Origin of the sequence: Klebsiella sp. GG_Kp175, from assembly GCF_040062325.1 — a bacterium.
GTDB lineage: Bacteria > Pseudomonadota > Gammaproteobacteria > Enterobacterales > Enterobacteriaceae > Klebsiella > Klebsiella quasipneumoniae.
Genome location: NZ_JBEAFX010000009.1, coordinates 34111 through 47964 on the forward strand (window position 1 = coordinate 34111; position 13854 = coordinate 47964).

At 59.2% G+C, this 13854-nt stretch carries 14 protein-coding genes; 11 read left to right on the forward strand and 3 right to left on the reverse strand.

The genetic code is table 11. From position 1 onward, the window contains the following. Window positions 1–110: 110 nt before the first annotated feature. Together ubiC and ubiA are read left to right on the forward strand one after the other, a co-directional pair. On the forward strand, window positions 111–608 hold the full coding sequence (gene ubiC, locus ABLU73_RS14720) for a chorismate lyase (protein ID WP_017900123.1): 498 nt from the start codon (window positions 111–113) through the stop codon (window positions 606–608). Between the two features lie 12 nt (window positions 609–620). Beyond that, window positions 621–1487, forward strand: coding sequence for a 4-hydroxybenzoate octaprenyltransferase (ubiA, locus tag ABLU73_RS14725; RefSeq protein WP_002884808.1), 867 nt, complete (start codon window positions 621–623; stop codon window positions 1485–1487). A 58-nt stretch (window positions 1488–1545) separates the two neighbouring features. Here the strand turns inward: ubiA and plsB are convergent, their stop codons facing one another. Further along, on the reverse strand, window positions 1546–3969 hold the full coding sequence (plsB, locus tag ABLU73_RS14730) for a glycerol-3-phosphate 1-O-acyltransferase PlsB (RefSeq protein ID WP_004206289.1): 2424 nt from the start codon (window positions 3967–3969) through the stop codon (window positions 1546–1548). A 129-nt stretch (window positions 3970–4098) separates the two neighbouring features. On the opposite strand from plsB, the gene ABLU73_RS14735 reads away from it, so the two are divergent. The 4 genes from ABLU73_RS14735 to ABLU73_RS14750 all read left to right on the forward strand — a co-directional run bounded on the left by ABLU73_RS14735 (window position 4099) and on the right by ABLU73_RS14750 (window position 7029). Continuing rightward, window positions 4099–4467 carry a diacylglycerol kinase gene (locus tag ABLU73_RS14735; RefSeq protein ID WP_004206290.1) on the forward strand — a complete coding sequence of 123 codons (369 nt, stop codon included), beginning with the start codon at window positions 4099–4101 and terminating at the stop codon, window positions 4465–4467. Between the two features lie 122 nt (window positions 4468–4589). Beyond that, a complete protein-coding gene (lexA, locus tag ABLU73_RS14740; RefSeq protein ID WP_004206291.1) occupies window positions 4590–5198 on the forward strand; it encodes a transcriptional repressor LexA in 609 nt (202 codons plus the stop codon). A 69-nt stretch (window positions 5199–5267) separates the two neighbouring features. After that, entirely contained in the window at window positions 5268–6584 is a 1317-nt protein-coding gene (gene dinF / locus ABLU73_RS14745; protein WP_043519212.1) for an MATE family efflux transporter DinF, read from the forward strand. Between the two features lie 235 nt (window positions 6585–6819). Continuing rightward, a complete protein-coding gene (locus tag ABLU73_RS14750; protein WP_004206293.1) occupies window positions 6820–7029 on the forward strand; it encodes a CsbD family protein in 210 nt (69 codons plus the stop codon). Window positions 7030–7124: 95 nt separating this feature from the next. On the opposite strand, the gene zur is transcribed toward ABLU73_RS14750, so the two are convergent. Beyond that, complete coding sequence (zur, locus tag ABLU73_RS14755) at window positions 7125–7640, reverse strand: zinc uptake transcriptional repressor Zur (protein WP_004206294.1); 516 nt, start codon at window positions 7638–7640, stop codon at window positions 7125–7127. A 248-nt stretch (window positions 7641–7888) separates the two neighbouring features. Here zur and ABLU73_RS14760 point away from each other — a divergent pair, with 248 nt between their 5' ends. The 3 genes from ABLU73_RS14760 to pspG all read left to right on the forward strand — a co-directional run bounded on the left by ABLU73_RS14760 (window position 7889) and on the right by pspG (window position 9859). Further along, window positions 7889–8377: a cupin domain-containing protein gene (locus ABLU73_RS14760; protein WP_004206295.1), complete on the forward strand. Its 489-nt coding sequence runs from the start codon at window positions 7889–7891 to the stop codon at window positions 8375–8377. A 100-nt stretch (window positions 8378–8477) separates the two neighbouring features. Beyond that, window positions 8478–9476, forward strand: coding sequence for a tRNA dihydrouridine(20/20a) synthase DusA (dusA, locus tag ABLU73_RS14765; protein WP_017900120.1), 999 nt, complete (start codon window positions 8478–8480; stop codon window positions 9474–9476). Window positions 9477–9616: 140 nt separating this feature from the next. Beyond that, complete coding sequence (gene pspG, locus ABLU73_RS14770) at window positions 9617–9859, forward strand: envelope stress response protein PspG (protein ID WP_087771149.1); 243 nt, start codon at window positions 9617–9619, stop codon at window positions 9857–9859. Between the two features lie 229 nt (window positions 9860–10088). Here pspG and ABLU73_RS14775 read toward each other — a convergent pair whose 3' ends face one another. Beyond that, window positions 10089–11072: a quinone oxidoreductase gene (locus ABLU73_RS14775; protein ID WP_004206298.1), complete on the reverse strand. Its 984-nt coding sequence runs from the start codon at window positions 11070–11072 to the stop codon at window positions 10089–10091. 169 nt (window positions 11073–11241) lie between these two features. On the opposite strand from ABLU73_RS14775, the gene dnaB reads away from it, so the two are divergent. After that, window positions 11242–12657, forward strand: coding sequence for a replicative DNA helicase (gene dnaB / locus ABLU73_RS14780; RefSeq protein WP_002884942.1), 1416 nt, complete (start codon window positions 11242–11244; stop codon window positions 12655–12657). A gap of 31 nt (window positions 12658–12688) precedes the next feature. After that, the gene (gene alr, locus ABLU73_RS14785; RefSeq protein WP_048294005.1) at window positions 12689–13768 is read left to right on the forward strand and encodes an alanine racemase; all 1080 of its coding nucleotides are present in this window, start codon (window positions 12689–12691) and stop codon (window positions 13766–13768) included. The last annotated feature ends 86 nt before the right edge of the window (window positions 13769–13854 follow it).

Below are 13854 nucleotides of genomic sequence, written 5' to 3' on the forward strand. Positions count from 1 at the left end.
GCGGTCTGTTGCATGGCTGTTGCGTGAATGATCGTATATTGACGTTTGCCCGCCACCAACCGCCTATTCTGCGATACAATGCTTGCACGTTATGTACCGGAGAATCAGGCATGTCCCATCCTGCGCTTACGCGACTGCGTGCGCTGCGCTATTTTGCCGTTATGCCGCCCCTGGCGCCGCCTCTGAGTGACTGGCTGCTGCTGGAGGACTCAATGACCCAGCGTTTTGAGCAACAAGGAAAGCAGGTCACCGTCACCCTGGTTAACGAAGGGTATATCGGGCGTGAGGCGCTGGCTGACGAAGCGGCGCTGTTGCCCGACGAGCCGCGTTATTGGCTGCGGGAGATTATACTCAATGCCGACGGTGAGCCCTGGCTGGCCGGGCGCACGGTGGTGCCGGAGTCGACGTTGTGTGGGCCGGAGCTGGCGCTACAGCAGCTCGGGCAGACCCCGCTGGGGCGATACCTGTTCACGTCGTCGACGTTAACCCGCGATTTTATTGAAATTGGTCGCGATGCAGCGCTGTGGGGACGTCGTTCCCGCCTGCGGCTGAGCGGCAAACCCCTGCTGCTGACCGAGCTGTTTTTGCCTGCGTCGCCGTTGTACTAAGAGGAAGAAAAAATGGAGTGGAGTCTGTCGCAGAATAAGCTGTTGGCGTTTCATCGCCTGATGCGCACTGACAAACCGATCGGCGCCTTGCTGCTGCTGTGGCCGACGCTGTGGGCGCTATGGGTGGCCTCGCCGGGCGTCCCGCCGCTGTGGATCCTGGCGGTGTTTGTCGCCGGCGTCTGGCTGATGCGCGCCGCCGGCTGCGTGGTGAATGACTATGCCGATCGAAAATTTGATGGTCACGTAAAGCGTACCGCCCGCCGTCCGCTGCCGAGCGGCGACGTCACCGAGAAAGAGGCGCGAACGCTGTTTATCGTTCTGGTGCTGCTCTCCTTCCTGCTGGTGCTTACCCTCAACACCATGACGATTTTGCTGTCGGTGGCGGCGCTGGCGCTGGCGTGGGTCTATCCGTTTATGAAGCGCTACACCCATCTGCCGCAGGTGGTGCTGGGGGCGGCCTTTGGCTGGTCGATCCCGATGGCCTTCTCGGCCGTCAGTGAATCGCTGCCGCTGAGCTGCTGGCTGATGTTCCTCGCCAACATTCTGTGGGCGGTGGCCTACGATACCCAGTATGCGATGGTGGATCGCGATGACGACGTCAAGATCGGCATTAAATCGACGGCGATCCTGTTCGGCGAAAACGATCGTCTGATTATCGGTATCCTGCAGGTGGCCGTGCTGGCGCTGATGGGCGCGGTGGGCTGGCTGAATGGGCTGGGCTGGGAATACTACTGGTCGCTGTTCGTGGCGGCGGGTCTGTTTGGCTGGCAGCAGAAGCTTATCTTCAATCGCGACCGCGATAACTGCTTTAAAGCGTTTATGAACAACAACTACGTCGGGCTGGTGCTGTTCCTCGGCCTGGCGATGAGCTACCTGTAAAACCCCTGTCCCCATCCCCCCGGTTTACCGGGGGGCGGTGAGGACGGCAAACGCCGCGTTACGCGTCGTCCTGCGTGACGCTTTCGATCGTCAGACGTACATCCGACGTAATCAAATCCGCCAGCATCCGGTAGACCTTCAGGGTCTCTTCCGGCTCGGCATCGCCCGTATCGCTGATATAGCCTTCATCGCGCAGGGTCAACACCAGGGTACTGAACACTGCTTTGTCGAAGAACTCCGGCGCGTTGATGCCATGCAGCACCGACAGGCGCTGCGCCACGGTACGGCTCTCTTTCTCCAGCGAGCTACGGTTGATCGACGGGTTAGCGCTCAGCAGCCAGAAGGTGATGGCGTAGCGCTGCAGCGTCTCGCGGGCGCCTGCGGCCAACAGCTGCAGGGAGCGAGAGTGCGACGGGTTAAGGCTCATCACATCGCCATCGATGACGATCAGCTCCTGACGCAGCATCTCGGCAATCAGCGCATCCATTACTCCGGCCAGCTCCGCTTTCTCCCAGCGCAGGAACAGCTCGGCTTTGAGGAACGGGTAGAGCGTTTCCACATGGCGCAGCACTTCGGCGCGGCTGAGATGACGATGCTGAGTCACCAGGGCGGCTAACAGCGACGGCATCACCAGCATATGGGCGATGTTGTTGCGATAGTAGGTCATCAGCACCGCCTGCTCGCGCGGCAGAATGATGATGTCGCCAATGGTGTCCTTTTCAACTTCGAACTTATTCATCTGCAGTGCATGATCGATGAGCTCGCTGGCCGAAGCGGACGGCGCGGTGGCATCCGGCGAATAGGGCACATTGCGCAGCAGCGCGAGGTAACACTCCAGCTGCTGGGTGAGCTGCTCACGGGTCAGCGAACGCTGGCGGGAGGCCAGCAGCGCCGTACAGCACAGGTTCATGGCGTTGGCCGCGCCGGCGTTGTTGATGCGTACCATCAGGTCAGCGGCGATGTTATTCACCGTCGGCGTCAGCCAGGAGGGGCGGACCGCTTCGATTGGGTCAATTGCTTCCCGCCACTCTGGCACATGGTGGTTCAGGTAGGTCATCAGCGGCAGCGGTTCGCCGAAGTTAACGTAGCCCTGGCCAAGGTTGCGCAGCTTGCTTAAGCCGCGCAGCATCTGCGGCAGACTCTCTTTCTCTTTGGTGGCGCCGCGCAGCTCTTTGGCATAGGTCCCCACCTCCATCACGTGCTCGTAGCCGATATAGATCGGCACCAGAGTGATCGGCCGGGTGCCGCCGCGCAGCATCGCCTGGATGGTCATCGACAGCGTACCGGTCTTCGGATCGAGCAGACGGCCGGTACGGGAGCGGCCGCCTTCGACGAAATACTCCACGGAATAGCCGCGGCTGAACAGTTCACCAAGGTACTCGCGGAACACCGTGGAGTAGAGCTTGTTGCCCTTAAAGGTGCGGCGAATAAAGAACGCGCCGAGGCGGCGGAAGATTGGCCCGGCCGGCCAGAAGTTAAGGTTGATACCCGCCGCGATGTGCGGTGGCACCAGCCCCTGGTGATACAGGACGTAAGAGAGCAGCAGATAGTCCATGTGGCTGCGGTGGCAGGGGACATAGACAATCTCATGGCCGTCGTGCGCCAGCTGGCGTACGCGCTCGGCGTTATGCACGTTGATGCCCTGATACAGGCGGTTCCAGGTGAAGCCGAGAATGCGGTCGGTCAGGCGGATCATCTCGTAAGAGAAGTTCGCGGCAATCTCTTCCATCAGTGCAATCGCGTTCTGCTGGGCCTTCTCGTGGGAAATTTTCTTGCTGCGTGCTTCGTCTTCCACCGCACGGGCAATGGCCTTCGACGCCAGCAGCTTGTTAAACAGATCCTGGCGGGCCGGCAGACGCGGGCCGACGGCGGCCAGGCGCTGGCGGGCAAAATGCATCCGCGCGACGCGAGCCAGTTTCTGGGCGATGATCTTATCAGTACCGTGCTCATCGGCCATGCGACGCAGCGATACGGAAGGCGAGAAGCGCACGAAGCTGTCGCGGCCGAGCCAGGAGACGGCGAAAAATTTCTGAATGCCGTTAAGCATCCGCAGCGGCGGATTGACTTCCCCTTTCTCACGACCCGGCGAGCGGCCGAACATCACCGACACCGGCACCATTTGCACATCGAGATCCGGATGGTTGCGGTGCAGATCGAGGTAGTCGTGGAACAGCTTGATGGACTCTTCTTTTGGCGTGTAATAGGTGAATACGCGCGGCCCGCCGTGGATGAATACGTAGCGCGGCAGCAGGGCGCCGTCGATTTCCAGCGGTTCTAGCGGGTCAGGTAAATCATGCGCCAGGCATTGGGCGCGCAGCGTCAGCAGGTCCGCCTTGGAGTTATAGGGCAGGACGTACATGACCGGACGCGAGGTATCGAGTCCTAATTCCTGAGCAGGCTCTGCCGGAATAGACTTGCTTTTTACCAGCACCCGTAATGGTAAATTCAGTAATTTATAGTAAATTCGTTGCCAGCCGGACATAAACGATGTGAAGCCTCTGGTTAATCATGCAAATGCGCGGCAAGAATAACAGAAAGCGGGCAAAATTTCCGTTACCGCGCGGCAAACGCGTACACTCATCGACGTCATTTACATAAAAAAGGTTTTGTGATGGCCAATAATACCACCGGGTTAACCCGAATCATTAAGGCGGCAGGTTACTCCTGGAAAGGATTTCGCGCGGCGTGGATCAACGAGGCCGCGTTTCGTCAGGAAGGCGTCGCCGCCATTGTGGCCGTCGCGATAGCCTGCTGGCTGGACGTCGACGCCATCACCCGCGTATTGCTGATTGGCTCGGTCCTGCTAGTGATGATAGTCGAAATTCTCAACAGCGCGATTGAGGCGGTCGTGGACCGTATTGGCTCGGATTATCATGAGCTTTCAGGGCGCGCCAAAGACATGGGGTCGGCGGCGGTCCTGCTGGCGATTATCATCGCGCTGATCACCTGGGGAACGCTGCTGTGGAGCCATTATCACTAACGTTCTTCGCTAACCCTCGCAAAATATAAACAATCTGCCGATTTTTGTGTGCCATGTGGTTCCAAAATCACCGTTAGCTGTATATACTCACAGCATAACTGTATATACACCCAGGGGGCGGAATGAAAGCGTTAACGACCAGGCAGCAAGAGGTGTTTGATCTCATTCGGGATCATATCAGCCAGACGGGCATGCCGCCGACGCGTGCGGAGATTGCTCAGCGCTTGGGGTTCCGTTCCCCAAACGCGGCGGAAGAACACCTGAAAGCGCTGGCGCGTAAAGGCGCGATCGAGATCGTCTCCGGCGCCTCGCGCGGTATCCGCCTGCTGACGGAAGAAGAGCACGGCCTGCCGCTGATCGGCCGCGTCGCCGCCGGTGAGCCGCTGCTGGCGCAGCAGCATATTGAAGGCCACTATCAGGTCGACCCGTCGATGTTCAAGCCCAACGCCGATTTTCTGCTGCGCGTCAGCGGGATGTCGATGAAAGACATCGGTATTCTGGATGGCGATCTGCTGGCGGTCCACAAAACCCAGGATGTGCGCAATGGCCAGGTGGTGGTAGCGCGCATTGACGATGAAGTGACGGTCAAGCGCCTGAAAAAGCAGGGCAACGTCGTCGAACTGCTGCCGGAAAACAGCGAGTTTACCCCTATCGTTGTCGATCTGCGTCAGCAGAGTTTTACCATTGAGGGTCTGGCCGTTGGCGTGATCCGTAATGGAGAATGGCTGTAACGCCTGCCCCTGCGCAGCGTCATCTGATGCATGACGCTGCGACGTTTGTCCTCTATCAGGTCTCCGAACATGCTGCTCAACGCTGCCGATAAAGCGCTGTGGCGCCTTGCACTCCCCATGATTTTCTCCAATATCACCGTCCCGCTGCTGGGGCTGGTGGATACCGCAGTGATCGGCCACCTTGACAGCCCGGTATACCTCGGCGGCGTCGCGGTCGGAGCAACGGCCACCAGTTTCCTGTTTATGCTGCTGCTGTTTCTGCGCATGAGCACCACCGGGCTGACCGCTCAGGCCTGGGGGGCCAAAGATCCGCTGCGACTGGCGCGGGCGCTGGTGCAGCCGCTGGTCCTGGCGCTGGGCGCCGGGGTGTTAATTATCCTGTTTCGCCTGCCGCTGATTAACCTCGCCCTGCATATCGTCGGCGGCAGCGAGGCGGTTCTCGAGCAGGCGAGACGGTTTCTCGAAATCCGCTGGCTCAGCGCGCCCGCCTCGCTGGCCAACCTGGTGCTGCTCGGCTGGCTGCTGGGGGTCCAGTACGCCCGGGCGCCGGTGATTTTGCTGGTGGTCGGTAATCTGTTGAATATTGTGCTCGACCTGTGGCTGGTGATGGGCCTGCGGATGAACGTCCAGGGGGCGGCGCTGGCCACGGTCACCGCGGAGTACGCGACCCTGATTATCGGCCTGATGATGGCGAAGCGGGTGCTGACGCTGCGCGGCGTGTCGCTGGCGATGCTGAAAAACGCCTGGCGCGGAGACATGCGCCGTCTGCTGGCGTTGAATCGCGACATCATGCTGCGCTCCCTCCTGCTGCAGCTGTGCTTTGGCGCGCTGACCGTCTTCGGCGCCCGGCTGGGCAGCGATATCGTGGCGGTCAACGCCGTACTGATGACCATGCTGACTTTTACCGCCTACGCGCTGGATGGCTTTGCCTATGCCGTGGAGGCCCACTCCGGCCAGGCCTACGGCGCGCGCGACGGCAGCCAGCTGCTGGAGGTGTGGCGGGCGGCCTGCCGGCAGTCCGGTATGGTGGCGCTGGCGTTTGCCCTGGTTTACAGCCTGGCGGGGGGGCACATCATCGCGCTGTTAACCTCGCTGCCTTCCCTGCAGCAGCTGGCCGATCGATATCTGATCTGGCAGACGATCCTGCCGGTGGTCGGGGTCTGGTGCTATCTGCTGGACGGCATGTTTATCGGCGCGACGCGCGGCGCGGAGATGCGGAACAGCATGGCGGTCGCCGCGGCCGGCTTCGCCGTGACGCTGCTTACGGTCCCGGTGCTCGGCAATCACGGCCTGTGGCTGGCGCTGGCCGTGTTTCTCGCCCTGCGCGGCCTGTCGCTGGCGCTGATCTGGCGCCGCCACTGGCGACGCGGCACCTGGTTTAGCTAGTTATTGCCGTTCATAACGGCTATCCATGAATTCCCGCGGTTGCGCGCCGCTTACCGGGGCAACTCAGTAGCCCGGCTCAGCGTAGCGCAAGCCGGGGAAATCTCCTCAGCCTTATCCATCGGTATGGTGGTTAAAAATTCCGAATAACGAATCGGCGCCAGCATTCTCATCTATAGTTAATACCATGTCCGGCACAAAACGGGCTGTAAACCCACCGAATGATGAGGACGTTATCATGAATAAAGACGAAATCGGCGGTAACTGGAAACAGTTGAAAGGTAAAGCCAAGGAACAGTGGGGCAAACTTACCGATGATGATATGACCGTAATCGAAGGGAAGCGCGACCAGCTGGTCGGCAAAATTCAGGAGCGTTACGGCTATGCGAAAGATCAGGCTGAGAAAGAAGTCTCAGACTGGGAGCATAAGAACGACTATCGCTGGTAGCGTTCCTTGATCCGAAGAAAGAAGCATTTGTGTTAGTGCCTGTCTGAATGGCGCAGGGACGCGCCGTTAACCCTTTTTCCCGCTGCGGCTGCCGCTCAGCGGGCTTTCTTTTTGAGCTGAATAGTATGATCGTGGTGGCAGTGTCCCGGCGTGCTGCAGGCTTCTACTTCCACGCAGCTCGCGCAGAGGCCGTGGGCTTCAATCACGTTGTGGCGCAGGGCGAAGCCCATTCTGGCCGCCAGCGTATGCATGATATCTTCCACCCCTTCAGCCGCCTCTTCCTTCACCACGCCGCAGCGGTCGCAGATAAACATGGCCGAGCTGTGGGTCGGCTGGTCAAAAAGATGACACAGCACATAGCTGTTGGTCGATTCCACCTTGTGGACAAAACCCTGCTCGAGTAAGAACTCCAGCGCGCGGTAGACCGTCGGCGGCTTCGCCTGCGGCTCTTTCTCGCGCAGCAGATCCAGCAGGTCGTAGGCGCTGATTGCCCCTTGCTGCAGGCTCATCAGGCGCAACACTTCCAGACGCTGTGGGGTCAGGCGTACGCCGCGTTGCGCACACAGCTTTTCAGCATGCGCTAACATCTCTTGCGAAGGGGTCTTATCCATGAGCATCCTCAGGTTGCGTGAAATTGAATCTGTTACTTTATCACGTTCCGCGGAAAACGCCGAGACCCGACGGGTGATGCGGGTCATACTTCAGATTGTCGGTGCCTGCGCCAGTTCCGGGGGCTGGCCGCTGACGCTCGTGGAGGCTGCGCCTTAGCCGGCCGCTAAAACCGTCATGCCCGATTTAATCGCAACACGCCTGACCCAGGTATGCTATATCTGAAGTGTCTCATTTTCGGGAGAAAACGATGAAACGACCTGATTGCATTCGCCACTGGCGCGAACTGGAAGGGCCCGACGATGCCACTTATCCCGACAGCCCGGAGCGTTTTTCCATTGGCGCGCCGCTGGGGCGCGGTTTACGCCTCAATCGGTTGGGGATCCACCACGAGAGACTGCCGCCCGGGCGGCGCACCTCTTACCCGCACGCGGAGAGCGATGAGGAAGAGTTCATCTATGTGCTGGAGGGCTATCCGGAAGTGTGGATAAACGGCTATCTCTGGAAACTGGAGCCGGGGGACAGCGTGGGTTTTCCCGCTGGTACCGGCATCTGCCACACTTTTCTCAATAACACCGAGCAGGAGGTTCGTCTGTTGGTGGTGGGTGAGGCCAACAAAAAGTACAACCGAATTTACTACCCGCTCAATCCTGGCTATGCCGCGACGCGCCAGGATCGCTGGGTTGACCATCCGCCGCAGTTCTTTGGCCCACATGACGGCAAACCGCGGATAAAGTAATCGACACCGGGAAGGGGCGAAGCGCGGCGCACTACGCGCCTGTGGTTTATCTTTATGCTATAGTAGCGCCCCTTTTTACCCGGATGCTTATTTATTCGCCATGATGCCTGAATCAACGTCACCTGTTTTCCCTGCTCATCGCTTCTCCATCGCGCCGATGCTCGACTGGACTGACCGACATTGCCGCTACTTCCTGCGGCTGCTGTCGCGGCATACGCTGCTGTATACCGAAATGGTGACCACCGGGGCGATTATTCATGGCAAAGGCGACTACCTGGCGTATAGCGAAGAAGAGCACCCGGTCGCACTGCAGCTCGGCGGCAGCGACCCGCAGGCCCTGGCGCAGTGCGCGAAGCTGGCCGAGGCGCGCGGCTATGACGAGATCAATCTCAACGTCGGCTGCCCCTCCGATCGCGTGCAGAACGGGATGTTTGGCGCCTGCCTGATGGGTAACGCGCCGCTGGTGGCCGACTGTATCAAAGCGATGCGCGATGTGGTGTCGATCCCGGTCACGGTGAAGACCCGTATCGGCATCGACGACCAGGATAGCTATGAATTCCTCTGTGATTTCATTGAGACGGTCTCCGGCAAGGGCGAATGTGAGATGTTTATTATTCACGCCCGCAAAGCCTGGCTCTCCGGTCTGAGCCCGAAAGAGAACCGCGAGATCCCGCCGCTGGATTACCCCCGCGTCTGGCAGCTGAAGCGTGACTTCCCCCACCTGACGATGGCGATTAACGGCGGTATCAAATCGCTGGATGAAGCCAGAATGCAGCTTGAGCATATGGATGGGGTGATGGTCGGGCGTGAGGCCTATCAGAATCCGGGTATTCTGGCTTCGGTCGACCGGGAGATTTTCGGCGTCGCCGGCGCGGATGCCGATCCGGTGGCCGTCGTGCGGGCCATGTACCCGTATATTGAGCGCGAGCTCAGCAAGGGCACCTATCTGGGCCATATCACCCGTCATATGCTGGGACTGTTTCAGGGTATCCCAGGCGCCCGCCAGTGGCGTCGCTACCTGAGCGAAAATGCGCATAAACCCGGCGCCGACATTGCGGTGCTGGAGCAGGCCCTAAAGCTGGTGGCCGATAAGCGTTAGTTTCTCACCAAAACCTGGTGAAATTGACCACGCCTCGCACACTATTGCGGGGCGTTTTCTTTTAAATTCAGTTTGTTATTGTTGGCATGTTTTTTGTAATACCTGCAGAGCGACATATTAATGACTGTGGGGAGAGAGCCATGCTGGAACTGTTATTTGTCATCGGATTTTTTGTCATGCTGCTGGTCACCGGCGTATCGCTGTTGGGGATTATCGCCGCCATCGTGGTGGCTACGGCGCTGATGTTCGTCGGCGGTTTGTTTGCTTTAATGATCAAATTGCTGCCGTGGCTGCTGTTGGCGGTGGTGGTGGTGTGGGTTATTGGGGCGCTGAAAACCCCGGACGGAAACGCTTTTCGCGACAATAACCGTTGGCGTTACTAAGGTATTGAGGGGTGTGTCACAACCTGAACAATTTTGCACAGAACCGCGTAGGCATCGCTACGCAAATCTGTCACTATTAGCGCGTTAACGAATTCATCGCGCTGTACCCTACATACAGCCGAACTAAAAAAAAGTAAGGGCTTCCCAGGTGGAAGCCCTAAACTTTTGTCCTTTTGTCCTTTTGTCCTTTTGTCCTTTTGTCCTTTTGTCCTTTTGTCCTTTTGACCGCTTACGGCAGCAGCAGACTCGACCCCTGTGTCACCCGGCTCTCCAGAACTTCATGCGCTCGTCGCGCTTCGATCAGCGGATAGGTCTGACTCTCCGGCACGTCCACTTTGATTACTCCACTGGCGATCAGCGAAAACAGCTCACTGCAGGCTTCAGCCAGCTCTTCCCGGTTGGTGATATAGCCCTGCAGCGATGGGCGGGTGACGTACAGAGAACCTTTCTGATTCAGGATCCCCAGATTAACGCCGGTCACCGGGCCGGAGGAGTTGCCAAAACTGACCATCAGGCCGCGGCGCTGCAGACAGTCCAGAGAGGCTTCCCAGGTATCTTTCCCTACCGAGTCATAGACTACGGCGACTTTCTTACCGTCGGTGAGCGCTTTGAGCCGCTCCGCGATAGGTTCTTCGCGATAGTTAATCACCTGCCAGGCGCCCGCCGCTTTGGCGCGCTGCGCCTTCTGCGCGCTGCCGACGGTGCCGATAAGTTTCGCCCCCAGCGCTTTCGCCCACTGACAGGCAATCAGCCCCACGCCGCCGGCGGCGGCATGAAACAGGAACATCTCATCAGGCTTAATTTCGTAAGTTTTACGCAACAGATACCAGACCGTTAATCCTTTGAGGAACGACGCGGCGGCCTGTTCGAAAGAGATGGCGTCCGGCAAGACCGCCGCTTTATCGGCCAGCACATTGTGCACCGTGCTGTAGGCGCCGAGCGCCGACTGGGCGTACACCACCCGATCGCCTGCCTTAATGTGCGTCACCCCATGGCCGACTTTACTGACGATGCCGGCCGCCTCGGTGCCCAGACCGCTCGGCAGCGACGGCGGCGGATAGAGGCCGCTGCGAACATAGGTGTCGATATAATTGATGCCGATAGCTTTGTTTTCGACCTGAATTTCATGCTCCGCAGGATCGCGAGGGGTAAACTCAACCGCCTGAAGCACCTCCGGCCCCCCGTGTTTTGAAAATTCGATGCGTGTTGCCATGTTCGCTCCTGTGTTGTTCTGAGATTATCCAGTAAGCTTAACAGCCTGCGGCGGCAGCGACGGATTTTCTTACCCGCCTCAGGCCAGCCACGCTTAATGGGTTCTTTAGCGGCAATGGCTTTCTCGCTATACTGTCACGCTCTTTTCCGTATCGGTGAAATGTTAGGCTATGGCAGGAAATAAACCCTTCAACAAACCACAGACAGAAACCCGCGAACGCGATCCGCAGCTCGCCGGGCTGAAAGTCCCGCCGCACTCGATTGAAGCGGAGCAGTCGGTGTTGGGCGGTTTAATGCTGGATAACGAGCGCTGGGACGACGTTGCCGAACGCGTCGTTGCCGACGACTTTTATACCCGTCCGCATCGTCATATTTTTACCGAGATGGCGCGCCTGCAGGAGTCGGGCAGCCCGATTGACCTGATCACCCTTGCGGAGTCGCTGGAGCGTCAGGGACAGCTGGACAGCGTCGGCGGCTTTGCCTATCTGGCGGAACTGTCCAAAAATACCCCCAGCGCGGCGAACATCAGCGCCTATGCCGACATCGTGCGCGAACGCGCGGTCGTGCGCGAGATGATCTCGGTGGCCAATGAGATCGCCGAGGCCGGCTTCGACCCGCAGGGGCGAACCAGCGAAGATCTGCTCGATCTCGCCGAGTCCCGCGTCTTTAAAATCGCTGAAAGCCGGGCCAATAAAGACGAAGGGCCGAAAAACATCGCCGATGTCCTCGACGCCACTGTCGCCCGTATCGAACAGCTGTTCCAGCAGCCGCATGACGGCGTTACCGGGGTCAACACCGGCTACGACGACCTCAACAAAAAGACCGCCGGCCTGCAGCCGTCGGATCTGATTATCGTCGCCGCCCGTCCGTCGATGGGTAAAACGACCTTCGCGATGAACCTCGTGGAAAACGCAGCGATGCTGCAGGACAAACCGGTACTCATCTTCAGTCTCGAGATGCCCTCCGAGCAGATCATGATGCGTTCTCTGGCCTCGCTGTCGCGCGTCGATCAGACCCGCATTCGTACCGGTCAGCTGGACGATGAAGACTGGGCGCGGATCTCCGGCACCATGGGCATCCTGCTGGAAAAACGTAACATCTATATCGATGATTCCTCCGGCCTGACGCCGACGGAAGTGCGTTCCCGCGCGCGGCGTATCGCTCGCGAGCATGGCGGCATCGGGCTGATTATGATCGACTACCTGCAGCTGATGCGCGTGCCGTCGCTCTCTGACAACCGTACCCTGGAGATCGCCGAAATCTCCCGCTCGCTGAAGGCGCTGGCCAAAGAGCTACAGGTGCCGGTGGTGGCGCTGTCGCAGCTGAACCGCTCACTGGAACAACGTGCCGATAAACGTCCGGTCAACTCCGACCTGCGTGAGTCCGGCTCTATCGAACAGGATGCCGACTTAATCATGTTCATTTACCGTGATGAGGTCTATCACGAGAACAGCGATCTTAAGGGCATCGCGGAAATTATCATTGGTAAACAACGTAACGGCCCGATCGGCACCGTGCGACTGACCTTCAACGGTCAGTGGTCGCGTTTCGATAATTATGCCGGTCCTCAGTATGATGATGAGTAACCCTTCCTCCTTCTTTTATTAAGGAATTCAAATGCAAGCGGCAACTGTAGTTATCAACCGCCGCGCTCTGCGACACAACCTGCAACGTCTGCGTGAACTGGCGCCTGCCAGCAAACTGGTTGCGGTGGTGAAAGCGAACGCCTACGGACACGGTCTTCTTGAGACCGCGCGAACGCTGACCGACGCCGACGCTTTTGGCGTCGCCCGCCTGGAAGAGGCGCTGCGCCTGCGAGCGGGGGGGATCGCGCAGCCGATCCTCCTGCTGGAAGGCTTTTTTGCGGCGGAAGACCTGGCGGTGATCGCCGCTCAGCGTCTGCATACCGCGGTGCATAGCCCCGAACAGCTGGCGGCGCTGGAGCAAGCCGACCTCCCCGAGCCGGTGACCGTGTGGATGAAACTGGATACCGGCATGCATCGCTTAGGGGTGCGCCCGGAGGAAGCCGAGGCGTTTTATCAGCGTCTGAGCCAGTGCAAAAACGTCCGCCAGCCGGTTAACGTGGTGAGCCACTTCGCCCGCGCCGATGAGCCGACCTGCGGCGCCACCGAACGCCAGCTGGATATCTTCACCACCTTTACCGAAGGCAAGCCGGGATTGCGCTCTATCGCCGCTTCGGGCGGTATCCTGCTGTGGCCGCAGTCGCATTATGACTGGGTGCGTCCGGGCATTATCCTGTATGGCGTGTCGCCGCTGGACGATCGCTCCACCGGGAAAGATTTTGGCTGTCAGCCGGTGATGACCCTGACGTCCAGCCTGATTGCCGTGCGCGAGCATAAAGCAGGGGAGCCCGTCGGCTACGGCGGCACCTGGGTCAGCGAACGCGACACGCGTCTCGGCGTGGTCGCGATGGGCTATGGCGACGGTTATCCGCGCGCCGCGCCGTCGGGCACCCCGGTGCTGGTCAATGGCCGCGAAGTGCCGATTGTCGGCCGGGTGGCGATGGATATGATCTGCGTTGACCTCGGCCCGCAGGCCCAGGATAAAGCCGGCGACGCGGTGGTGCTGTGGGGAGAGGGACTCCCGGTAGAGCGCATCGCCGAGATCACGAAAGTGAGTGCTTACGAACTTATTACGCGACTGACCTCCCGCGTCGCCATGAAATACCTCGACTAAGCCTTGTTCGTACCGGATAGCTCAGACGCTTATCCGGTACGCTATCGGTATAGCCGCGGACAAAAAAGCGGTTTATACCGCTGCGC